20 protein-coding genes and 1 pseudogene are annotated in these 22,305 nt (G+C 69.7%); 15 read left to right on the top strand and 6 right to left on the bottom strand.

The annotated features are described in order from the left end of the window. Positions 1-72 precede the first annotated feature (72 nt). From P8A20_RS33905 to P8A20_RS33880, 6 genes are all read right to left on the bottom strand, one after another. Positions 73-993, bottom strand: a complete 921-nt coding sequence (locus P8A20_RS33905; protein WP_306104884.1) for an AEC family transporter — start codon at positions 991-993, stop codon at positions 73-75. Positions 994-1,190: 197 nt separating this feature from the next. Then, positions 1,191-2,945, bottom strand: a complete 1,755-nt coding sequence (locus tag P8A20_RS33900; protein WP_306104883.1) for an acetyl/propionyl/methylcrotonyl-CoA carboxylase subunit alpha — start codon at positions 2,943-2,945, stop codon at positions 1,191-1,193. A gap of 31 nt (positions 2,946-2,976) precedes the next feature. Next, complete coding sequence (locus P8A20_RS33895) at positions 2,977-4,026, bottom strand: methyltransferase (RefSeq protein WP_147959238.1); 1,050 nt, start codon at positions 4,024-4,026, stop codon at positions 2,977-2,979. Between the two features lie 63 nt (positions 4,027-4,089). Then, entirely contained in the window at positions 4,090-4,875 is a 786-nt protein-coding gene (locus P8A20_RS33890) for an SDR family NAD(P)-dependent oxidoreductase (protein WP_261988636.1), read from the bottom strand. 64 nt (positions 4,876-4,939) lie between these two features. Next, positions 4,940-5,812 carry a TIGR03621 family F420-dependent LLM class oxidoreductase gene (locus P8A20_RS33885; RefSeq protein WP_306104882.1) on the bottom strand — a complete coding sequence of 291 codons (873 nt, stop codon included), beginning with the start codon at positions 5,810-5,812 and terminating at the stop codon, positions 4,940-4,942. Positions 5,813-5,830: 18 nt separating this feature from the next. Further along, the gene (locus tag P8A20_RS33880; protein ID WP_306104881.1) at positions 5,831-6,322 is read right to left on the bottom strand and encodes a nuclear transport factor 2 family protein; all 492 of its coding nucleotides are present in this window, start codon (positions 6,320-6,322) and stop codon (positions 5,831-5,833) included. A gap of 619 nt (positions 6,323-6,941) precedes the next feature. Here P8A20_RS33880 and P8A20_RS33875 point away from each other — a divergent pair. The 15 genes and pseudogenes from P8A20_RS33875 to P8A20_RS33805 all read left to right on the top strand — a co-directional run bounded on the left by P8A20_RS33875 (position 6,942) and on the right by P8A20_RS33805 (position 22,293). Continuing rightward, positions 6,942-8,324, top strand: a complete 1,383-nt coding sequence (locus P8A20_RS33875) for a helix-turn-helix transcriptional regulator (protein ID WP_147964248.1) — start codon at positions 6,942-6,944, stop codon at positions 8,322-8,324. Between the two features lie 259 nt (positions 8,325-8,583). Beyond that, positions 8,584-9,018 carry a winged helix DNA-binding protein gene (locus P8A20_RS33870; protein WP_147964247.1) on the top strand — a complete coding sequence of 145 codons (435 nt, stop codon included), beginning with the start codon at positions 8,584-8,586 and terminating at the stop codon, positions 9,016-9,018. Between the two features lie 41 nt (positions 9,019-9,059). Beyond that, a complete protein-coding gene (locus P8A20_RS33865; RefSeq protein WP_147964246.1) occupies positions 9,060-10,523 on the top strand; it encodes an FAD-dependent monooxygenase in 1,464 nt (487 codons plus the stop codon). A 58-nt stretch (positions 10,524-10,581) separates the two neighbouring features. Next, entirely contained in the window at positions 10,582-10,908 is a 327-nt protein-coding gene (locus tag P8A20_RS33860; protein WP_147964245.1) for a TcmI family type II polyketide cyclase, read from the top strand. Beyond that, positions 10,905-12,185, top strand: coding sequence for a beta-ketoacyl-[acyl-carrier-protein] synthase family protein (locus P8A20_RS33855; protein ID WP_147964244.1), 1,281 nt, complete (start codon positions 10,905-10,907; stop codon positions 12,183-12,185). Before P8A20_RS33860 ends, P8A20_RS33855 begins: the two co-directional genes overlap by 4 nt. Next, positions 12,182-13,429: a ketosynthase chain-length factor gene (locus P8A20_RS33850; RefSeq protein WP_147964243.1), complete on the top strand. Its 1,248-nt coding sequence runs from the start codon at positions 12,182-12,184 to the stop codon at positions 13,427-13,429. The genes P8A20_RS33855 and P8A20_RS33850 overlap by 4 nt, the downstream gene beginning before the upstream one ends. Positions 13,430-13,451: 22 nt before the next feature. After that, on the top strand, positions 13,452-13,745 hold the full coding sequence (locus P8A20_RS33845; protein WP_147964242.1) for an acyl carrier protein: 294 nt from the start codon (positions 13,452-13,454) through the stop codon (positions 13,743-13,745). Positions 13,746-13,765: 20 nt separating this feature from the next. Next, complete coding sequence (fabG, locus tag P8A20_RS33840; protein ID WP_147964241.1) at positions 13,766-14,551, top strand: 3-oxoacyl-ACP reductase FabG; 786 nt, start codon at positions 13,766-13,768, stop codon at positions 14,549-14,551. Between the two features lie 48 nt (positions 14,552-14,599). Then, entirely contained in the window at positions 14,600-15,547 is a 948-nt protein-coding gene (locus tag P8A20_RS33835) for an aromatase/cyclase (protein WP_306104880.1), read from the top strand. A gap of 3 nt (positions 15,548-15,550) precedes the next feature. Next, positions 15,551-17,572 carry an SDR family oxidoreductase gene (locus P8A20_RS33830; protein ID WP_306104879.1) on the top strand — a complete coding sequence of 674 codons (2,022 nt, stop codon included), beginning with the start codon at positions 15,551-15,553 and terminating at the stop codon, positions 17,570-17,572. 37 nt (positions 17,573-17,609) lie between these two features. Continuing rightward, complete coding sequence (locus P8A20_RS33825; protein ID WP_306104878.1) at positions 17,610-19,181, top strand: acyl-CoA carboxylase subunit beta; 1,572 nt, start codon at positions 17,610-17,612, stop codon at positions 19,179-19,181. Between the two features lie 32 nt (positions 19,182-19,213). Beyond that, positions 19,214-19,420 (top strand): acyl-CoA carboxylase epsilon subunit, encoded by a 207-nt coding sequence (locus tag P8A20_RS33820; RefSeq protein ID WP_147962800.1) that lies wholly within the window; start codon positions 19,214-19,216, stop codon positions 19,418-19,420. A 14-nt stretch (positions 19,421-19,434) separates the two neighbouring features. Continuing rightward, entirely contained in the window at positions 19,435-20,481 is a 1,047-nt protein-coding gene (locus P8A20_RS33815) for an LLM class flavin-dependent oxidoreductase (RefSeq protein ID WP_147962704.1), read from the top strand. Further along, positions 20,478-21,686 (top strand): MFS transporter, encoded by a 1,209-nt coding sequence (locus P8A20_RS33810; protein WP_261988926.1) that lies wholly within the window; start codon positions 20,478-20,480, stop codon positions 21,684-21,686. Before P8A20_RS33815 ends, P8A20_RS33810 begins: the two co-directional genes overlap by 4 nt. Beyond that, a pseudogene (locus P8A20_RS33805) lies at positions 21,686-22,293 on the top strand (NADPH-dependent FMN reductase). The gene P8A20_RS33810 and the pseudogene P8A20_RS33805 overlap by 1 nt, the downstream one beginning before the upstream one ends. Positions 22,294-22,305 lie beyond the last annotated feature (12 nt).

Here is a 22,305-nt window from a genome sequence, read left to right as displayed (position 1 = left end):
CCGCTGCCTCCCGGGGCCCGCGTCGTCGCGCAGTGACGGGACGAGGGGCGGGTCACCGGCGGCCGGTGTGTGTCACCCGAGGAGAGCGGCGACGGTGATGAGGGCCGGGATCGAACCGAGGGTGGACAGCAGTATGGACTCCCGGGCGAGTTGTTCGGCGACGCGGTACTGGGAGGCGTAGGTGTAGAGGTTCTGCGCGGCAGGCAGCGCCGAGGTCACGACGACGTCGAGGAGCGCCGCGCCGTGCAGGTGGAAGACGCCGGCGCCGATGCCCCAGGCGACGAGGGGCTGGAAGGCCGTCTTGAGGACGGCGGACAGGACGATCGCGGGGCGGTTGTCCCCGCGGGCGGGTATGCCGCTGCCGCGCAGCGAGATCCCGAAGGCCAGCAGGACGGCCGGGACGGACATGTTGCCGATGAGGGTGAGAGGTTCGAGTGCCGGTGGCGGGACGGTCCACCCGGTGGCGGCGACGGCCACGCCCGTGAGCGAGCCGACAGCCATCGGGTTCCGGAGAGGGGTGGTGAGGCGCTGCAGGAGGGAGCGGGGCTCGCCGGGCAGGCTCAGGTCGAGCACGGTCAGGGCGAGGGGGGTGACGACCATCTGCTGGAACAGCAGGACGGGGGCGACGAGCGAGGCGTCTCCCAGCACGTAGACGGCGATCGGGATCCCGAGGTTGCCCGCGTTGACGTAGCTGGAGCACAGGGCGCCGATGGTGAGCTGTCCCGTGCCCCAGCCGCGCAGGAGTCCCACGGTGACGAAGACGGCGGCCGCAGCGGCCGTGGCGGCCGCCGTGACCAGGAGCCGCTGGGAGAAGATGACCGACAGGTCGGCCTGCGCCAGGGTCGTGAAGAGCAGTGCGGGTGTCGCCACGTTGAAGGCGAGCCGGGTCAGAACCGTTCTGCCGTCCTCGCCCAGGTGCCCGCGCCGTCCGAGTACGTAGCCGACACCTATGACGACGGCGATCACCGCGAATCCGGTGAGAACTCCCTGCATGGGCTTCCTTGCTGAGGCGCCCGGTCACTGATGTGTCGACGGGCCTTGGTGCTCCAGCCCGACTTCTTCATCAGTGCTGGTCAACGGCTTGGGTACGGCGGCTTGGGTATGGGGAGTGTAGCGGGACGGGACATGTGTACGAAGGTGCGGGGTCGGCGGGTGCGGCGCCTCCGGTCCGCGGTGCGAACCGGTCCGGCTCAGCCGTTGATCTCGCAGATGGTGGCCCCGGAGGTGAGGGAGGCGCCCACTTCGGCGGACAGGCCCCTGATGGTTCCGGCGCGGTGGGCGTTGAGGGGCTGTTCCATCTTCATGGCCTCGAGGACGACGACGAGGTCGCCCTCCTCGACCTCCTGCCCCTCCTCGACGGCGATCTTGACGATCGTGCCCTGCATCGGGGAGGTGAGGCTGTCACCGGAGGCTGCGGAGGTGGACCTCTTCGCAGCCCGGCGTCGCGGCCTGGCGCCGGCGGCGAGTCCGGTGCGGGCAAGGGACATGCCGAGACTGCTGGGCAGGGAGATCTCCAGGCGTCTGCCGCCGACCTCGACGACGACGGTCTCGCGGCCGGTCTCCTCGTCGGTGTCCTGGTCCGCGGGGACCGTGAAGAGCTTGATCTCGTTGACGAACTCCGTCTCGATCCACCGGGTGTGGACCCGGAACGGGTCGGCGGTGAACGCCGGGTCGGCCACGACCGCGCGGTGGAAGGGGATCGCGGTGGCCATGCCCTCGACGGTGAACTCGCCCAGCGCACGCGCCGCGCGCTGCAGCGCCTGCTCACGCGTCGCGCCGGTCACCACGAGCTTGGCGAGCAGCGAGTCCCAGGCGGGGCCGATGACGCTGCCGGTCTCGACGCCGGCGTCGAGGCGGACGCCGGGGCCGGTGGGCGGGGCGAACAGGGTGACGGTGCCGGGGGCGGGCAGGAAGCCGCGGCCCGGGTCCTCGCCGTTGATGCGGAACTCGAAGGAGTGCCCGCGCACCGCGGGGTCGCCGTAGCCGAGCTCCTCGCCGTCGGCGATGCGGAACATCTCGCGGACGAGGTCGAGGCCGGTGACCTCCTCGGTGACCGGGTGCTCGACCTGGAGGCGGGTGTTGACCTCGAGGAAGGAGATCGTGCCGTCCACACCGACGAGGAACTCGACGGTGCCGGCGCCGACGTCGCCGGCCTCCTTCAGGATCGCCTTGGAAGCCGCGTACAGCTGCGCGTTCTGTTCCTTGGACAGGAACGGCGCGGGGGCTTCCTCGACGAGCTTCTGGTGGCGGCGCTGGAGCGAGCAGTCACGGGTGGAGACGACGACGACGTTGCCGTGCGTGTCGGCCAGGCACTGGGTCTCCACGTGCCGCGGCTTGTCGAGGTAGCGCTCCACGAAGCACTCGCCCCGGCCGAACGCCGCGACGGCCTCACGGACCGCGGAGTCGTACAGCTCCGGGATCTCCTCCAGCGTGCGGGCGACCTTCAGACCGCGCCCGCCACCACCGAAGGCCGCCTTGATCGCGATCGGCAGACCGTTCTTCTGCGCGAACTCCACGACCTCCGCCGAACCCGACACCGGATCCGGTGTGCCGGCCACCAGCGGCGCACCCGCACGCTGGGCGATGTGACGCGCGGCGACCTTGTCACCCAGATCCCGGATCGCCTGCGGCGGCGGGCCGATCCACGTCAGACCCGCGTCCAGCACGGCCTGCGCGAACTCCGCGTTCTCCGAGAGGAAGCCGTAGCCCGGGTGGACCGCGTCCGCCCCGGAGTCCTTGGCGGCCTGGAGCACCTTGGCCATGTCCAGATAACTGGCGGCCGGGGTGTCACCGCCCAGAGCGAACGCCTCGTCGGCCGCGCGCACATGCAGAGCATCCCGGTCCGGATCGGCGTAGACGGCCACGCTCGCGATTCCGGCATCCCGGCAAGCCCGAGCAACACGGACAGCGATTTCGCCACGGTTGGCGATGAGCACCTTGCGCACGATGAGCCCTTTCGTGTCGCCCGGCGGCGCGTCAGCTCGGCCGGAACATCAGCAGTGACATCTGTCCTGCGCTGGGCTCGCTGACGCTCAGGAAGCCGGCCTCGGCCGCGAGCCGGTTCCATTCGTCCCGCTCCCGCTCACGTCCGCCGCCGAGCACCGTCATCATCTCGATGTCGGAGAGTTTCCCGAAGTCGGGCGTCCCGGGCTCGGCCAGGACATGGTTGACGATCATCAGACGGGCCTCGAGATCGGATCCCATGGCTTCCCGCACCTTCGCGAGCAGGCGCCTGACGTCCTCGTCGCCCCAGTTCTGCAGAGAGCGCTTGATGATGTAGGCGTCGAACCCTTCCGGAACCTTCTCGAAGAAGTCGGTCGCCATCGCGGTGGCACGGTCGGACACCCCGCGTCGCTCGAACTCCTCTCCGGCCCCGGACAGCGCCAGAGGGTGATCGCAGACCGCTCCGAGGCACTCCGGATTCCGGCGCAGGACCTCGGCGAGGAAACTCCCGCGTCCGCCGCCGACGTCGGCTATCTTCCGGTACTTCGAGAAATCGACGTCACGGAACAGCTCGAAGGTCTCGGGACTGTCGTTCTGCACCATTGCCCGGTCGAAGACGTCCGAACTCTCGGGGTGGTCACGCAGGTATTCGTAGAACGGCTTCCCGAAACTGCTGGCGAAGGCCGACTCCCCGGTCAGTACCGTGTGCTGCACGTTCTCGTAGGGACGCCACATCATCGGGTCGGTCGTGAAGAGGAAGACGTCCCGCATGCTGTCCGCCCCATCGGCGCGAAGCCCGTCGGCCGCGGGGGCCAGGGAGAAGCGCCCGGAGGTGTCCTCGCGGAGCACCCCCGCTGTCGCCGCCGCGCGTAACACGCGGTACAGGCGCGAGGGGTCGGCGTCGATCGAAGCGGCGAGTTCGTCGGCCGTCCTCGCGCCCTCTGCCAGCCGGTCGGGGATCCGAAGCTGCACCAGCGCGCGTATCGACCCCATCGCCCATTTCACGGCCGCCAGATGGAGCACCAGCTCGCGTGTTCCCCGCCACGCCGGGCGGGGCAACAGGAAATCCTCTGAACTGCCCATGTCTTCTACCTCGCTTCGCCTCGGACCACCAGCACGGTCGACATCGGACTCCGGAACAGTCGGTCAGAGCGAGATCACGTGACCACCGTCGACGCGGACCACCGTTCCGCTGATGTAGTCCGCGAGCGGGCCGGCGAGATAGGCCACCGCCCCGGCGACCTCCTCCGGAGTGCCGTAACGGCCGATGTCGTTGGGGATCCACTCCTCTGCCGCCTTCGACTCGATCTCCGGCAACTCGTCTCCCCAGCCGCGGGTGGGCGCCACTTCGAGCAGCCAGTCCCGGACGTACTCCACCATGATGGCCCCGGGAGAGACCACGTTCGAGGTCACACCGGTTCCCTTGAGATCCCGCGCGAGCGAGACGGCCAGGTTGTGCCGCGCCGCGAGAGCGGCACAGTACTGGGGCTGCATGGCCATGGGCTGCATCGACAGTCCACCGCCTATCTGGATCACGCGTCCCCAGCCCCGTCGGCGCATGGCGGGAACGAATTCCCTGATCATGCGCACGGCCGAAATCACATTGACCTCGTACGACTTCGCCCACAGATCGGGGGTCGCCATGTCCCAGGGGACCAGATCGGTGGAGCCGGCGTTGTTGACCAGGATGTCGACGTCCCCGCCCGCCGCTACCGCTCGGGCCACGTCGGCGGCGCCCGCGTCGGTCGAAAGGTCTCCGATCGCGACATCGACCCGTCGTCCGTGTGCGCGCACCTTCTGTGCCATCGCCTCCGTACGTTCACGGTCCCGGCCGTGAACGACGACATCCGCTCCCTCGGCCGCCAGCAGGTCCGCGACAGCCGCTCCGATGCCGGAACTCGAACCGGTCACCAGGGCGCGTCTGCCCGTCATTCTCAAGTCCACGGAGCACCTCGGTCCATTCGTCGCCGTCTGCCGTTCGCTTGGTGAGACGCGCTCATCGCATCGCCTCGATGACCTTGGAGAAGGCCATCATCTCCGGCTCCAGCACACTGAAATACGTGATGCCGAACCGCTTTCGCCGGGCCCTGAGCTGTTCCGCGCATTCCTCGGGCGTACCCATCAGCAGGGAGGGCAGCTCGGACAGCTCGTCGGGCTCGAGGTCGAGGGTGTTCTGCCATACGTCGGAGACGGCCGCGGTGTCGGTACCGGGCAGCAGCACCCGGTGGATGGGAATGTTCAGTTCGACGTCCTGGACGCGTTCGCCGAGCAGATCGTGGACCAGCCGGACCCGGTCCGTGATCTCCGCGAGGTTGCCGAGCCGCAGGCCTTCGCCGTCACGCACCCGCGCCGTGCCGGTGAAGGCGATGATGTCCGCCTCACGGGCCGCCAGCTGAAGAACACGGTCACCTCGGCCGGCGATCATGATCCGGGGTGCCGGCTCCCGCCCGGCGTCCGCACCGCTGTCCTTCAGCTTCAGGACCGTCTCCTCGAGATGCGCCACCCGTTCGGCCGCACCGGTCCACGGCAGGCCGGCCGCGTCGAACTGCTTCCGGTCGTACCCGGCACCGAGGCCGACCTCGACCCGTCCTCCGGAGTACCGGTGAATGGTCTCGATGTCACGGGCCAGCACGGCCGGCTGATAGAAGGTCGTATTGAGGACCAGCGTCCCGAGGCGCACCCGCTCGGTCGCCTCCGCAGCGAGAACGAGCGTAGGGAGCGGCGCGGGCATGTAGAGGTGGTCGGAGACGGAGACGGTGTCGTATCCGAGCTCCTCCGCCAGCCGCACCTTCTCCACCCACTCCTTACGGCTGCGGGGTGAGAAGATGCCTACACCGAACCGGAAAGGCCGGTCATTGACGTCAGTCACAGGTCTCCACCTCGGGTACTACTGGGCGTAGCCCTTGCCATGGGGAATCACCCAGAACGGATTCAGCTCGATCCTGGCGAACAGCCAGCGGCGGTCCACGCGGATGTATTCGTCCAGGAACTTCCCGGCCACCATGAAGCTCTGCTCCTTGAAGACGACCCGCTCCTCGAAGTCGCAGACCCCGGTTGCCCGGCTCCCCGATATCTCCACCTCATGCCCGTGCACGAACTGTTTGACCAGTACGCCGGAGGTCATGGCGTCCTTCTCGATGCGTGCGGGAAGGCCGGCGAAGTACTCACTGATCGCGGTCCTGCCGTCGGCTCGGCCCAGATCCCCGTAGTCGAGGTAGGCATCGGTGCTGAAGAGCTCACCGACCCGCTCCCACTCGTTGTCATTGATCAGGCGCGGCAGCCTGTTCCGCAGGGCGTTCAGCTCGCGCACGCTCTCGAGCAGGTCGACCCGTTCGGCGAGTTCCTTGAGCTGTGCGGTGAGATCTGATTCCTCGTGCATAGGTCGCGCAGCCCCTTCGAATGAGAACACCGGGAGAGCCGGGGGCAGAAGATCCTCTTCACCGGCAGCACGATGCTGGCAGGACCGTCCGAATGCGACAAGGGTTGATCCCGGAACCTACGGGTGACCCGTAAGAATGCCTACGGGCCCGTGTTACCGCATCCGGCAGATTTGGCCAGTGCGGGGCGGCCCGGGCCGGCTCACGAGCATGTTCGTACGCAGGAACTGATCAGGCAGGACGTGCCCGGCCCGCGGTCTTTGCGACGCGGCCGATGACAGGATCGAATCGGCCACTCTCACTTGTGCCACCAGGTGGATCTTGGTCTGTGCCACCGCCCTGTTTTACAGTGGACGCGAAAACGTGTGCGGTTTTTCCTGCTGCGCCGGACAGCGCCGTCCGGCCGCGGCCAACTGCCCGCTTTCACTGCCGGGTCAATGTTTCTCATTCGTTTCCGTCCGGTATCCCTCTCGGCCCGTACGCGACGCCGCACTTCGGACGGCCGGCGCCCCGGTTCCCGGATGCGCGAGAAAGACGCTTCAGTCACCCGACAGCCGGCCGACAGCGGCCGATTGCGCCGGCCGCCGCATGAGAGCGCTCTACCACGTGAGGGAGATCCTCTTGCTTCCGCCCGAGAACAAGTTCGCGACCCGCAACTCCGTGAAACCGAGCACAAGACAGGGGTCCGGGGCGGTGCGCGTCGCCAAGGTGCCTCGGCCGCGCCGGCCTGCCCGGCTCCCGGAGGACGACGGGCCGCTCCCGAAACGGCGAGCCGCCACCACCTATATACCGGCGCTCACCCTTCTCGACAAGAGTGAGCGCTCTCCCTCCGACGAACTGAGCGCGGTACTGCGAAACATCGAGTTGGCGAACCTCGGGACGAATCGTGCGACGGTGGCCACGGAGACGGACTGGATCCTCGGCACGGACACGCTGCGTACCGAGGCGCATTCCACCTGGCTGGCGGTTCTGACACTTCTCTACACCGGCGATCTGGCCTCCGCCCGCGCACAGTGCGAGCGGCTGGCCGGCGATCCGCTCTGGGCACGTTCGGACCGTCATCGGGATCTCCTCACACTGCTGCTCGCCCGCACCCGTCTGCTGTCCGGTGACGCGTTCCGGGCTTCGAACATGCTCGGAGCGCTCCTCGCCCGCCGGGTCACGAGGTCGCTGACCTGTCTCGCCGTCGCCTGGCTGGTGGAAGCTCTGGTCCAGATCGGCGAGCTCGAGAACGCTCACGGGGTACTGCTCGAGAACGGGCTGGCCGATCGTCTCGACGTCGACCAGCCGGACCGCATGCACATCCTGGCCGCACGTGGCGCCCTCCATACGGGCATGGGCCAGTTCCAGCGGGCCATCGACGACTACATGGACTGCGGACGGGTTCTGAGGGCCCTCAATGTCTCCAACCCCGCGGTCATTCCCTGGCGTTCGAAGGCCACGCTAGCCGCGTTGCCGGCCCGCCGGTACGACCTGGCGCTCGCGCTGTCCGAGGACGAGCTCATCGCGGCGAGGAGGTGGGGTTCACCACGGAGCATCGGAACGGCCCTGCACGCGGTGGCGGTGTCACGCGGGGACGAGACCTCGGTCCCGCTGCTCGACGAGGCGGTCAGACTGCTCGACGTGGCCGGTGCCCGGGCCGAGTTGACGCACGCCCTCTACGACCTGGGCATGCTGCTCCTGCGGCGGAAGGACGTGCCGGGGGGACGGGTCCGGCTGGAGGCCGCCGACGCGGTCGCGCGCAATTGCCGCAATGCCTTCTGGTCGGAGCGCGCCAGGTCGGCCCTGGCGCTCCAGAGCAGCTGCGACGAGGCCTGCCTGCTCACCCGGCAACAGGACAGGATCGCCCAGCTCGCCCGCGCCGGATACAGCAACAGGCAGATAGCGGAAACGCTCTTCCTGACGGTCCGCACGGTCGAGTTCCACCTGTCGAGCGTCTACAGGAAACTCGGTATATCCGGCAGACGGCAACTGGTCACGGCGATGAACACCAGCGTTTCATAGACGTTTCACAGAGGGCTCGGTCCATTCCTTTACGGACCACCTCGGGCGATTCCGTTCCGAACGCCGCTCACCCCACCGGGGTAAGCGGCGTTTCCATTTGCCGGCGGAATCAGGAAACCTGTGGCTCGACCGTAGGTTCCGCAATGCTGCGGGTGCACCGTAGGTTGTCACGTCTCCCCTTGTTTCGCGTCGGTCCAGGATGTCAGAGTCTGACTGCCGGGCGATCGACTGCGCAATCACAAGATCGGGGAGGCAATTCATGCTTCAGCAGAACACGACGAAGCGCATCGGTTACTGGCTTCTTCACCTTCACCAGTTGTTCGACGAATCCACCGCCCGCGCACTGTCGGTGGTCGATCTGAACCGGCGTAAGTGGCAGGTGCTGCACGCCGTCAGTATCAAGGTGGACACCGTCGCCGGCATCGACGACGCATTCGCTCCGTTCCTGGCCGCCGATCGCGCCGACTCGTACCGGCCGGTCGTCGACGAATTCAAGGCCTGCGGATGGGTCACCGAGAACGACGGGGCCATCACTCTCACCGAATCCGGCGCGGCGGTGCACGACCGGGCCGAATCGCTGATCAATGCCCACGCGGCCGAACAACTCGACGGTATCTCCGAGGCCGAGTTCCTCGCGGCCAACGACGTGCTGGCGCGGATCGCCGCCAATGTCGAAAAGCAGGAGAAGCAGTAGGTTCCGCCGAAGCTGACGCCGTCTCACCGTGGAGAATTCTTATGGACGCTTCAGTCATCGTCGTCGGTGCGGGGCCCGCCGGGCTCATGCTGGCCGGAGAACTGCGCCTGGCGGGCATCGATGTCATCGTGCTGGAGCGGCTGCCCGAACGTTCCGGGGAGTCGCGCGGCATCGGGTTCACCATCCGCACCATGGAGGTGTTCGAACAGCGGGGCCTGCTGCCCCGTTTCGGAGAGATCCGGACCAGCGAGGACGGACACTTCGGCGGCGTGCCGCTCGATCTCGGCGTGCTCGGTTCCGCCCATGGGGCGGCGCGGACCGTCCCCCAGTCGACGACCGAGTCCGTGCTGGAGAGCTGGGCCCGGGAGCTGGGAGCCGACATCCGGCGCGGCCAGGAGTTCACCGGCTTCGCGGAGGACGCCGACGGCGTGTCCGTCACCCTCCGGGGGGCCGACCGGGCGCTGCGGGCCCGGTATCTGGTCGGCTGCGACGGCGGGCACAGCCGGGTCCGCAAGATCGCGGGCTTCGATTTCCCCGGCACCGAGGCCACCACCGAGCTGTTCCTCGCCGATGTCCGGGGAGTCGAACTGGAACCTCGGATGTCGGGCCGGCAGACCGCCGGGGGCATGGTGATGGTGGCTCGGTTCCCCGACGGCCTCCACCGGATCATCGTCGGGGAACGCGGGACGCCGCCGCGGAAGCGGACCGGGCCGCCCGACTTCACCGAGGTCTCCGACGTCTGGAAGCGCCTCACCGGCGTCGACATCTCCACGGCGGAGCCGGTGTGGATCAGCGCGTTCACCGACGCCGCCCGCCAGGTCACCGAGTACCGGCGCGGCCGGGTCCTGCTGGCCGGTGACGCCGCGCACGTCCACCTTCCGGCCGGCGGGCAGGGCATGAACACCAGCATCCAGGACTCGGTGAACCTGGGCTGGAAACTCGCCGCCGTGGTCCGCGGTACGCACTCCGAGGCGCTGCTCGACAGCTACCACCACGAGCGGTACGAGGTCGGCCGCAGACTGCTGGTGAACACCCGGGCGCAGAGCACGCTCATCCTGGGCGGTGACGAGGTGAATCCGCTGCGGGAGGTGCTCGGCGAGCTGCTCGACCAGCCCGAGGTCGTGCGCCATCTGGCCGCCAAGGTCAGCGGCCTGGACATCCGGTACGACGTCGGAGGCGGCTCCGCCCCGCTGCTCGGGGCGCGCATGCCGCAGCTCGATCTGGAGTACGGGAACAGGCGCACGACCAGCTGGGAACTTCTGCGGCCGGCCCGGGGCGTGCTCCTCGATCTCACCGACAACGCCACCCTCCGAAGGCGGGCGCGGCCGTGGACCGACCGGGTCGACGTGGTCACGGCGACGCTCCGCGACACTCCGTCCGGCGGCCCGACGACAGGGATCTCGGCCGCCCTGCTGCGCCCCGACGGGCATGTCGCCTGGACCGCCCCCGGCAGCCACGCCGACCTGCCGATGGCACTGAACCGCTGGTTCGGGCCCGGCCGATGACGCCGACGACGGCCACGGCCCGACCACTCCGACGACTTCGACGACGGGAAGAGAAGACATGCACAGCACACTGATCGTGGCCAGGATGGCCTCCGGGTCGGCCGACGACGTCGCGGAACTCTTCGGCGCCTTCGACCGCACCGAGATGCCGGCGCGCATGGGGACCCGGCGCCGCCAGCTCTTCGCCTACCGCGGCCTCTACTTCCATCTGCAGGACTTCGACGAGGACAACGGCGCGGGTCTGATCGAGGAGGCGAAGACCGACCCCCGGTTCATCGGGATCAGTGAGGACCTCAAGCCGCACATCGACGCCTACGACCCCACGACCTGGCGTTCGCCCGCGGACGCCATGGCCCGTCGCTTCTATCACTGGACGGCGTCATGAGCGGCACGGGCGAACGCCGGGTGGTGATCACCGGCATCGGGGTGACCGCTCCCGGCGGGCAGGGCGCCAAGGCGTTCTGGAAGCTGCTGACCGACGGCAGGACCGCCACGCGCCGTATCTCCTTCTTCGACCCGTCGCCGTTCCGCTCGCAGGTCGCGGCGGAGGTCGACTTCGACGCCGAGCTGTCCGGGCTGACTCCGCAGGAGATCCGGCGGATGGACCGGGCCGCCCAGTTCGCCGTGGTCACGGCGCGCGAGGCGGTCGCCGACAGCGGGCTGGAGTTCGGGACGCTGGCTCCGCACCGGACCGGGGTGACGATCGGCAGCGCGGTGGGGGCGACCACCGGCCTGGACCAGGAGTACCGCACCGTCAGCGACGGCGGCCGGCTGGAGCTGGTCGATCACGCCTACGCGGTGCCGCATCTCTACAACTACCTGGTGCCCAGTTCGTTCGCGACCGAGGTCGCCTGGGCCGTGGGTGCCGAGGGGCCCGCCACCGTCGTGTCGACCGGCTGCACGTCAGGTCTGGACGCGGTGGGCTACGCGGCGGACGTGATCCGGGAGGGCACGGCCGATGTGATGATCGCGGGAGCGGCCGACGCTCCCATCTCCCCCATCACCGTGGCGTGCTTCGACGCGATCAAGGCCACGACTCCCCGCAACGACGATCCGGCGCACGCCTCGCGGCCGTTCGACGCGAGCCGCAACGGCTTCGTGATGGGTGAGGGCGCGGCGGTGTTCGTACTGGAGGAGTGGGAGAGCGCCCGTGCGCGCGGCGCGAAGATCTACGCCGAGGTGGCGGGGTTCGCGACCCGCTCGAACGCCTTCCACATGACGGGGCTGCGCCCCGACGGCAAGGAGATGGCGGAGGCCATCCGCGTCGCACTCCAGGAGGCCCGGCTCAACGCGGAGGACATCGACTACGTCAACGCGCACGGCTCCGGCACCAAGCAGAACGACCGGCACGAGACCGCCGCGTTCAAGCGCAGCCTCGGGGACCACGCCCACCGGACACCGGTCAGCTCCATCAAGTCGATGGTCGGGCACTCGCTCGGGGCCATCGGGTCGATCGAGATCGCCGCCTCGGTACTGGCCATGTCGCACGACGTGGTCCCGCCGACCGCCAATCTGCACACCCCGGATCCGGAGTGCGATCTGGACTACGTACCGCTGACCGCCCGCGACTGGAAGACCGACGCGGTGCTCTCGGTGGGCAGTGGGTTCGGCGGATTCCAGAGCGCGGTGGTGCTGGCGAACCCGGATCGGAGGGCCCGGTGACCTTCGAGGCCGCGAAATCGACCCGCACATGGGTGACCGGGCTCGGCGTGGCCGCGCCCACGGGGCTGGGTGTCGACGCCTACTGGTCGGCCACGCTCGCCGGCCACGGCGCCATCGGCAGGGTGACCCGCTTCGACCCCTCGCCCTATCCGTCCCGGCTGGCGGGTGAGATCAAGGGGTTCGCCGCGGAGGAGCACCTGCCCAGCCGGCTGCTCCCACAGACCGACAGGATGACGCGCATCGCCCTGGTCAGCGCCGACTGGGCGTTCACGGACGCGGGTGTCGTTCCGGAGGAACTGCCCGACTACGACGTCGGGGTCATCACGGCGAGCCATTCCGGTGGCTTCGAGTTCGGCCAGAACGAACTCAGGGCGCTGTGGAGCAAGGGCGGCAAGTACGTCAGCGCGTACCAGTCCTTCGCCTGGTTCTACGCGGTCAACAGCGGCCAGATCTCCATCCGCAACGGGTTGCGGGGACCGAGCAGCGTCGTGGTCAGCGATCAGGCAGGCGGGCTCGACGCGGTCGCGCAGGCCCGCAGGCAGATCCGCAAGGGCACGCCGATGGTGATCTCCGGCGCGGTCGACGCCTCGATCTGCCCGTGGGGGTGGGTCGCCCAGCTGACCAGCGGCCGGCTGAGCGTCAGCGACGACCCGGAACGGGCATATCTGCCCTTCGACGACCGGGCCGGCGGTCATGTCCCGGGCGAGGGCGGCGCTTTGCTGGTGCTGGAGAACGCCGAGCACGCTCTGGAACGCGGCGCTCCGCACGTGTACGGGGAGATCGCGGGCCACGCCTCCACGGTCGATCCGCGGCCCGGCAGCGACCGGACGCCGACGTTGCAGAACGCGATCGAACTGGCTCTGGCGGACGCGGGTCTCGGACCCGGGGACATCGGGGTGGTCTTCGCGGACGCCGCCGCGGTCCCGGATCTCGACCGGGTCGAGGCGGAGGCGATCACCAAGGTGTTCGGACCGCACGGGGTTCCGGTGACCGCGCCGAAGACGACGACCGGAAGGCTCTACTCCGGCGCCGCGCCGCTGGACCTCGCCGCGGCGTTCCTGTCGCTGCGGGACGGGGTCGTCCCGCCGACCACGGGCTCCACGCTGTCGAGCAGGTACGAGATCGACCTGGTGACCGGTGCGCCGCGTCCGGCGGCGCTCCGCTCCGCCCTGGTGCTGGCACGCGGCCAGGGCGGGTTCAACTCCGCCATGGTGCTGCGGGCCGTGGACCGCTCTCAACTCTGACGAAGGGGACGAAGGATCCGACATGTCTGACGCGGAGAACAGCACGGAGATCAGCACGGAGTTCACGCTCGAGAAACTGCTCCCCATCCTTCTGGAGGGTGCTGGCGCGGACGATCGGGTCGACCTCGGTGGAGACATCCTCGACGCCGAGTTCACCGCTCTCGGTTACGAGTCGCTCGCGATGCTGGAGACCGCCGGCCGGATCGAGCGGGAGTACGAGATCAGCCTGGACGAGACGGCGCTGGCCGAGGCGGTCACGCCCCGGGCCCTGATCGAACTCGTCAACACCCATCTGCCCGCAGCACGGACCGCCTGACCGGAGGGACGAGGATCATCATGACGCAGAACGCGCCCAGGACCGCGCTGATCACAGGTGCGACCAGTGGGATCGGCCTCGCCGCCGCCCGCCTTCTCGCCGAGCAGGGACACCGGGTGTTCCTCTGCGCCCGCGACGAGAAGGCCGTCGCCGAGACGGTCAAGAGCCTTCAGGGTGAGGGGCTCGATGTGGACGGCACCACCGCGGACGTACGTTCCAAGGAGGATGTCGCGGAGCTGGTACGGGCGGCGGTGGCCCGGTTCGGGACGATCGACGTGCTGGTCAACAACGCGGGCCGCAGCGGTGGCGGGGTGACCGCCGACATCGCGGACGACCTGTGGTCGGACGTCATCGCGACCAATCTCACCAGTGTGTTCCTGGTGACCCGCGAGGTGCTCAACGCCGGGGGGATGGGGGCGAAGGACCGCGGCCGGATCATCAACATCGCCTCCACCGCCGGCAAGCAGGGTGTGGTGCTCGGAGCGCCGTACTCGGCGTCCAAGCACGGCGTCGTGGGCTTCACCAAAGCGCTGGGCAACGAACTGGCTCCGACCGGCGTCACGGTCAACGCCGTGTGCCCCGGTTATGTGGAGACCCCGATGGCCCAGCGGGTCCGGCAGGGCTACGCGGCGGCGTACGACACGACCGAGGACGCGATCCTGCAGAAGTTCCAGGCCAAGATCCCCCTCGGCCGGTACTCGACGCCGGAGGAAGTGGCCGGCCTGGTCGGTTATCTCGCCTCGGACACTGCGGGCTCGATCACCGCACAGGCACTGAACGTCTGCGGCGGACTCGGCAACTTCTGACGTCGTCCGCCCCACCACCATCACCGGATTCGCTGGAAGGAAACGTCTGTGCCCGAGCAAGCCGGCCGCGAGGTCGAACATGAGATAACCGTCCTGGCGGCCCCCCACGAGGTCTACCGCCTGCTCGCGGAGGTCGAGAACTGGCCGAGGCTGTTCCCGCCGTCGGTGTACGTCGAGTACCTGGAGCGCGACGGGAACGAGGAGCGGATACGGATCTGGGCGACTGCCAACGGCGAGGCGAAGAACTGGTCGTCGCGTCGGGTGCTCGACCCGGAAGGACTGCGCATCACCTTCCGGCAGGAGGTCTCCGCGCCCCCGGTGGCGGAGATGAGCGGCACCTGGATCATGGAGCCGCTCGGCGAGCACGGGACCCGGCTGCGTCTGCTGCACGAGTACCGGGCGATCGACGACGATCCGGAAGGGCTGGCCTGGATCGACGAGGCCGTGGACCGTAACAGCCGCGCCGAGCTCCCGGCGCTCAAGGCCGGACTCGAGGAGGCGACCACGGCCGAGGAGCTGACGCTGTCGTTCGTGGACTCCGTGCAGGTCCACGGATCGCCGAAGGACCTCTACGACTTCGTCAACGAGGCCCAACTGTGGACCGAACGGCTCCCGCACGTCAAGGAGGTGAAGCTGACCGAGGACACTCCGGGTCTCCAGGTGCTGCGGATGGACACCGTCGCCAAGAACGGCTCCACCCACACCACGGAATCGGTCCGGGTGTGCTTCCCGCACCACCGGATCTCGTACAAACAGACCACGTTGCCCGCCCTGATGACGCTCCACACCGGCTACTGGCTGTTCGACGAGGGGGCCGACGGCGTCGCGACCGCGAGTTCTCAGCACACGGTGGTGATCAACGCCGAGAACATCGCCACGATCCTCGGTCCCGACGCGGGCATCCCGGAGGCGAGGGAGTTCATCCGCGAGGCGCTCGGCACCAACAGCCGGGCGACCCTGGGCCATGCCAAGGAGTACGCGGAAGCGCGGCGCTGACCGATGTCCGTGACCGTCGACGCGGACGTGGTGCCCGACACCGACGCGGTTCCCGACACCGATGTGGTGGTCGTCGGTGCCGGGCCGGTCGGACTGCTGCTCGCCGGGGACCTGCGGGCCCAGGGCGTGCGGGCCGACGTGCTGGAGCAACTGGCCGAGCCGATGACCGAGTCGCGGGCGTCCACACTGCACGCCCGCACGATGGAGGTGTTCGCCGACCGCGGCCTCCTCGGCCGCCTCGGCGAGCTCCCGGACGGCGGACCGGGGCATTTCGGCGGCATCCGGCTCGACCTGACCGCGGCTGACCCACGCCACCCGTACGCCGGCCAGTGGAAGTGCCCGCAGACCCGGCTCGAGGCGGTCCTCCAGGAACGGGCCGTCGAGCTGGGAGTGCGGGTACGGCGCGGGCGGAGGCTGGTCGGCCTGGAGGACCGGGGCGGTCATGTGAAGGTCGAGACCGTCACGGCCGACGGCGGGCGGGAGCGGCTGACCGCCCGCTTCGTGGCCGGCTGCGACGGCTGGCGGTCCACCGTACGCCGGCTCGCGGGGTTCGGCTTCGCCGGACACGACGCGACCCGGGAGATGCTGCGGGCCGACGTCGCCGGGATCGACATCCCGGACCGGCGGTTCGAACGGCTGGAGAACGGACTCGCCACCGCGTACCGGTGGCCGGACGGCAGTACCCGGGTCATGGTGCACGTCTTCGGGTCCACACCCCGACGGCGTCACGGCCCACCCGGCTTCGCCGAGATCGCCGACGCCTGGGCGGAGGTGACGGGCGAACGGATCGGCCACGGGCAACCGCTGTGGCTGAACGTCTTCGACAACACCCTGCGCCAGGCGTCCCGGTACCGCCGGGGCCGGGTGTTCCTCGCCGGCGACGCCGCCCACGCGCAGATGCCGGTCGGCGGACAGGCGCTCAACCTCGGTCTGCAGGACGCGGCCGAACTAGGTGAGCGGCTCGCCGGACACCTCACCGGTCAGGCCGGCGACGAACTGCTCGACGGCTACCACACCACGCGCCATCCCGTCGGGGCGCGCACGCTCACCAACATCCAGGCGCAGTCCTTCCTGCTGCTCGGCGGGCACGAGGTGGACGCGCTCCGGGAGACCTTCGCCGAGCTGATGGAGTTCGACGGCGTCCGCACCCGGCTGGCCCGCGTGATCAGCGGCCTGGGCACCGCGCGTGCCCAGGCCGCCCCACAGCCCGCCACTGCTTCAGCTTCCACCACGACACCGAGGGACAGGAGTGCCAGGATGGACAGGCTCGCGGAGAAGACCGCGCTGGTGACCGGTTCGAGCAGGGGAATCGGCCGGGCCACCGCGCTGCGGATGGCCGGGGAAGGCGCACTGGTCGCCGTGCACTACGCCTCCGACGAGAACGCCGCCCGGGAGACGGTGCGGCTGATCGAGCAGGACGGCGGCCGCGCCTTCACCGTGCAGGCGCGACTGGGGGTTCCCGGCGACGTGCACGAGCTGTTCCTCGGCCTGGAACGCGGGCTCAAGGAACGTACCGGCGGGACGACGCTCGACATCGTGGTCAACAACGCGGGCGAGCAGACCGCCGCCGGGGTGGCCCCGGAGGACATCACCCCCGAGCACTTCGACCGGCTCTTCGCGGTCAACGCGAAGGCACCGTTCTTCATCGTGCAGCGCGCGCTGGCCCTGCTGCCCGACGGCGGCCGGATCATCAACATCTCGTCCGGGCTGACCAGGGTCGCAAATCCCGAGCAGACCGCCTACGCGATGACCAAGGGCGCCATCGAGCAGATCTCTCTGCACTTCGCGCGCCACCTCGCCCCGCGCCGGATCACTGTCAACAGCGTGGCGCCCGGCATCACCGACAACGGCAGCCCGGTCTTCGACATCCCCGAGGCCGTGGAGCAGATGGCACAGCTCTCGGCGTTCAAGCGGGTCGGCGAGGCGGTGGACGTGGCGGACGTCGTGACGTTCCTGGCCACCGACGAGGCCCGCTGGATCACCGGCGCGTTCATCGACGCGAGCGGCGGCACGCTCCTGGGCTAGCCCCCTGGAGACCACCCGAGAGGACACAGGAGGAACGATGACGACGGTTCAAGGACCGCCGAGCATCGCCGACCGGCTCGGCGAGCTCGAACAGCTGAAGGAACTTGCCAGGCTCGGGGCCGATCCCGCGGCCACCGAGCGTCAGCATGCCAAGGGCAAGCTGACAGCGTACGAGCGCATCGACCTCCTCCTGGACCCGGGAAGTTTCACGGAGGTCGAGCCGCTGCGGCGGCACCGCGCGACGGGCTTCGGACTGGAGGCGAAGCGGCCGCACACGGACGGGGTCGTCACCGGCTGGGGCACCGTGGAGGGCCGGACCGTGTTCGTCTACGCACACGACTTCCGGATCTTCGGCGGTGCCCTCGGCGAAGCCCACGCGCAGAAGATCCAGAAGATCATGGACATGGCCATGGCGGCGGGGTGCCCTCTGGTCTCGCTCAACGACGGTGCGGGCGCGCGCATCCAGGAGGGCGTGTCGGCCCTGGCCGGCTACGGCGGGATCTTCCGGCGCAACACGCGGGCCTCCGGGGTCATCCCGCAGATCAGCGTGATGCTGGGTCCGTGCGCGGGCGGCGCGGCCTACTCCCCCGCTCTCACCGACTTCGTCTTCGCGGTCCGCGGGATCTCGCAGATGTTCATCACGGGCCCGGACGTGGTCCGTACGGTGACGGGGGAAGAGGTCTCGCACGACGGGCTCGGCGGCGCCGACGTCCACGGCTCCGTCTCCGGGGTCGCGCACTTCGTCCACGACGACGAGGAGAGCTGCCTCGCCGAGGTCCGCGAGCTGCTGGCCATGCTGCCGTCCAACAACCGCGAGCTGCCACCCGCCGAGCCCGGTGGGGACGACGCGTACCGCCGGGTGGACCGGCTGCTCGACCTGGTGCCGCTCGACGGCAACCGGTCGTACGACATGCGCGAGGTGATCGCGGAGATCGTGGACGACCAGGACTTCCTGGAGGTGCACGCCCGGTGGGGGCCCAACCTGGTCTGCGCACTCGTCCGGCTCGACGGCCAGGTGACCGGGGTGGTGGCGAGCCAGCCCGCCGCGCTGGCCGGCGTGCTCGACATCGACGCGAGTGAGAAGGGGGCCAGGTTCGTCCAGTTCTGCGACGCCTTCAACATCCCGCTGCTGACACTGGTCGACGTACCCGGTTTCCTCCCCGGCGTGGGTCAGGAGCACGAGGGCATCATCCGGCGCGGCGCGAAACTCCTGTACGCCTACTGCAACGCGACGGTCCCGCGGGTCTCGCTGGTCCTGCGCAAGGCCTACGGCGGGGCGTACATCGTGATGGACTCCCGCTCGATCGGTACGGACCTGGCACTGGCCTGGCCCACCAACGAGATCGCGGTGATGGGCGCGGAGGCGGCCGCCGACGTGGTCTTCCGGCGGGAGATCACCGCCTCGAAGGACCCGGGGGCCACGCGCGAGCAGAAGATCAAGGAGTACCGGCGGGAGCTGGTGCACCCCTACTACGCGGCGGAGCGCGGGCTCGTCGACGATGTGATCGACCCCGGCAGCACCCGCGCCGTCCTGGTCCGGGCGTTCGCGATGCTCCAGCGCAAGGACGCCGATCTGCCCCGCCGCAAACACGGCAACCCGCCCCAGTGAGCACCGAGCCGACGCCCGCACACTAACGGGCCCTGCTGCGGATCGAGAAGGGCGGACCGGACCTCCTGGAGATCGGTGCGGTCACCGCGGTGCTGCTGCGGCGCCTCGGCGCCGGGGCGTCACCGGAGCCCGGCGTGCGGACGACGGCCAGGGCCCGGTGGCGCCGCCCCGAGCGATCACGGGACTACCCGGGCCCGAGGACCTGGCAGGACGACACCCGCCGAGCACCCCACCACTGAACGGAGACCGGAACATGGATGTCGGAATTCTCTTCGACCTGCGCAACCCGGACGCCTGGCACCGTCCCTGGGCCGACCACTACGCGCGCTCGCTGGAGTTCTGCGAGGAGGCGGACCGGCGTGGGGCCGCGGGTGTCTGGTTCACCGAGCACCATCTCTTCGAGGACGGCTACCTGCCGTCACCGCTGACCTTCGCCGCCGCGGCCGCCGCCCGTACCCGTCGGGTCCGTATCGGCACGGCCGTGGTGCTGCCCAATCTGCACAAGCCCGCCCAGCTCGCGGAGGACGCCGCGGTCGTCGACCTGATCAGCGGCGGCCGGCTGGAACTCGGCATGGGCGCAGGGTACCGGGTGCCCGAGTACCGGCTGTTCGACGCCGAGTTCGACGGGCGGTTCTCCCGGATCGAGCGCAACATCCGGGAGATCCGCAGGCTTTGGGAGGAGAGGGGCGTGACCCCTGGCCCGATCCAGCGTCCGGTGCCGCTGTGGGGCGGGTTCTACGGTCCGCGCGGGGCCAGGATCGCGGGCCGGCTCGGCATCGGTCATCTGCACATCTCGCACGAGCTCTTCGACGTCTACCGCGCCGGGCTGGCCGAGGGCGGCCATGATCCGGAGAGCGCCCGGGTGTCCGACCTGCTGCCGGTGATCCTGGCCGACGACCCCGAGGCTGCCTGGCCCCGGGTAGCGCCCCACCTGGCGCACCAGATGAACACCTACCGGCAGGGATCGGTGGAGGGCACCGGGCACGCGAGTCCGCCGATGCTGACGGCGGACCAGTTCCCCGACCGTCCGGGCGAGGACGGCTCCTGGGCCACGCTGGAGATACTCACCCCGGAGGACGCCGCCGTCCGTATCCACGAGCGGACGAAGGGGCTTCCGGTGAAGCACCTCATCTTCTGGTCGAGCATCGCGGGGATGCCGGACGACCTGGTGGCGAGGAACATCGAGCTGATAAGCGAACGGCTGCCTGTGCTGCTGGCGGAGCTGTCGGGCACCGCCGCGGAACCGTCCGGCACCGGCCCCGTCCTGCCCGGCACCCCGCAGGACGGTTCGCCCCGGTGAGTGAGCCGCTCGCCGCCCCTGCCCGGACCGAACGCGGCAGGTCGCTGCTGCTGATGGTGCTCTCGGGGAACATGGTCCTCGACGCCATCGAGGTCTCGGTGGTCCTCGTGGCCCTGCCGGCGATCAGGGCCGACCTCGGGCTGACGCCCTGGTCGGTGCAGTGGCTCATGAGCGGCTTCGCCCTCGGTTTCGCCGCGATGCTGATGTCGGCACCGGCGATCTCCGCCCGGTGGGGGCTGCGCAACGTCTATCTGGCGGCGATGCCCGTCTTCGCGGCGGCCTCCGTCATCGGCGGTCTGAGCGACAGCCTGGCGCTGCTCATCGCCTCCCGGGTGGTCAAGGGTGCCTGCGCGGCGCTGACGGCCCCGGCAGGTCTGGCACTGATCACCGCCACCTTCCCGGACGGGCCGCGGCAACGCAGAGCGCTGTCGGTCTACTCGCTGTTCGGCGCGGCCGGGTTCACCGTCGGGCTGTTGCTCGCGGGGGTGCTGGTCGTCGACAGCTGGCGCTGGACGTTCCTCTTCCCCGCACCGGTGGCCCTGGTGCTGCTGGTGTGCGGACTGCGGGTGATCCCCGACTCCGTGCGGCATGCACGGCCAAGGGTCACCGCGGCGGTCCTGCGCAACGGCCCGCTGATGCGTGCGACCCTGGGCGCTGCCACTCTGAACGGGACCTTCATCGGGCTCCTTCTGCTCTTCACCCTGGGGACGAGCGGCGGGTTCGGCTGGGAGCCCTGGCAGATCTCGCTCGCGCTGCTCCCCGCCTGTCTGCCGCTGGCGCTCTCGGTCCGGTTCGCGGGGCGCGTCGTCGGGCGGTTCGGCGCACCGAGGCTGATCGCCGCCGGGTCTCTGTCCGCGTTCGCGGGCGTCGCCCTGCTCCTGCTGCTCCCGGAACCGGACTCGTACGCGGCCGGCCCGCTGCCTGCGCTGCTGCTGGTCGGGATCGCGCTTCAACTGTCCTTCGCCGCCCTGAACATGCAGGCGGCGCAGAGCGTCGGTCCGGCGCTGCGGGCCGCGTCGATGCCGGTCTACCAGGCCGGGGTCCAGATCGGCAGCGCCCTCGTGCTGCCACTGGTCGGCGCCCTGCTCACGGTGAACGGCACCGGCCGTCCCACGCTCCTGGCGCTGTCGCTGGTCGGAGCGCTGGGCGTCGCTGTCGCGGTCGCCGGACCGCGTGCCCTCCCACCCGAAGAAAGGACCGTGTGATGACCGAACACCCCGAGCACGCCGAACAGCCCCTGAGACTGGCGGTCATCGTGGGCAGTGTCCGCGACGGACGGTTCGGGCCGACCGCCGCCCGGTGGTTCGCCGAGCAGGCCGCCGCACACCCCGGTCTCTCCGTCGAGCTCATCGACCTCCTCTCCTACCCGCTGCCGCTCGTGATGCCGGAGCCAGGCAGCACGCCGCCTCCCGAGGCCGCGCGGACACGCGACGCGCTGGCGGCCCTCCTCACGTCCGCGGACGCGTTCGTCGTGGTCACGCCGGAGTACAACCACACGGTCCCGGCCGCTCTCAAGAACACGATCGACTGGTTCTTCGACGATGGGCCGCGAAGCCCGTCGCCTTCGTTTCGTACGGCGGAATGGGCGGCGGGCTGCGGGCCGTGGAGCATCTGCGGAACGTCTTCGCCGAGTTGCACGCGGTGACCGTGCGGGAGTCGCTGAGCTTCCACAACGCGTGGGACCGGTTCGAGGGAGACCGTCCCCGCGACGCCGAAGAGGCCGAGGGCGCCGCGAAGACCATGCTGGACCGCCTCGTCTGGTGGGGCACGGCGTTGCGTACGGCACGCGCGGTGCGCCCCTTCGAACGCTGAACCGATTGAACC

The organism is Streptomyces sp. Alt3, from assembly GCF_030719215.1.
GTDB classification, from domain to species: domain Bacteria; phylum Actinomycetota; class Actinomycetes; order Streptomycetales; family Streptomycetaceae; genus Streptomyces; species Streptomyces glycanivorans.
This window is presented reverse-complemented; position numbering and strand designations above follow the sequence as displayed.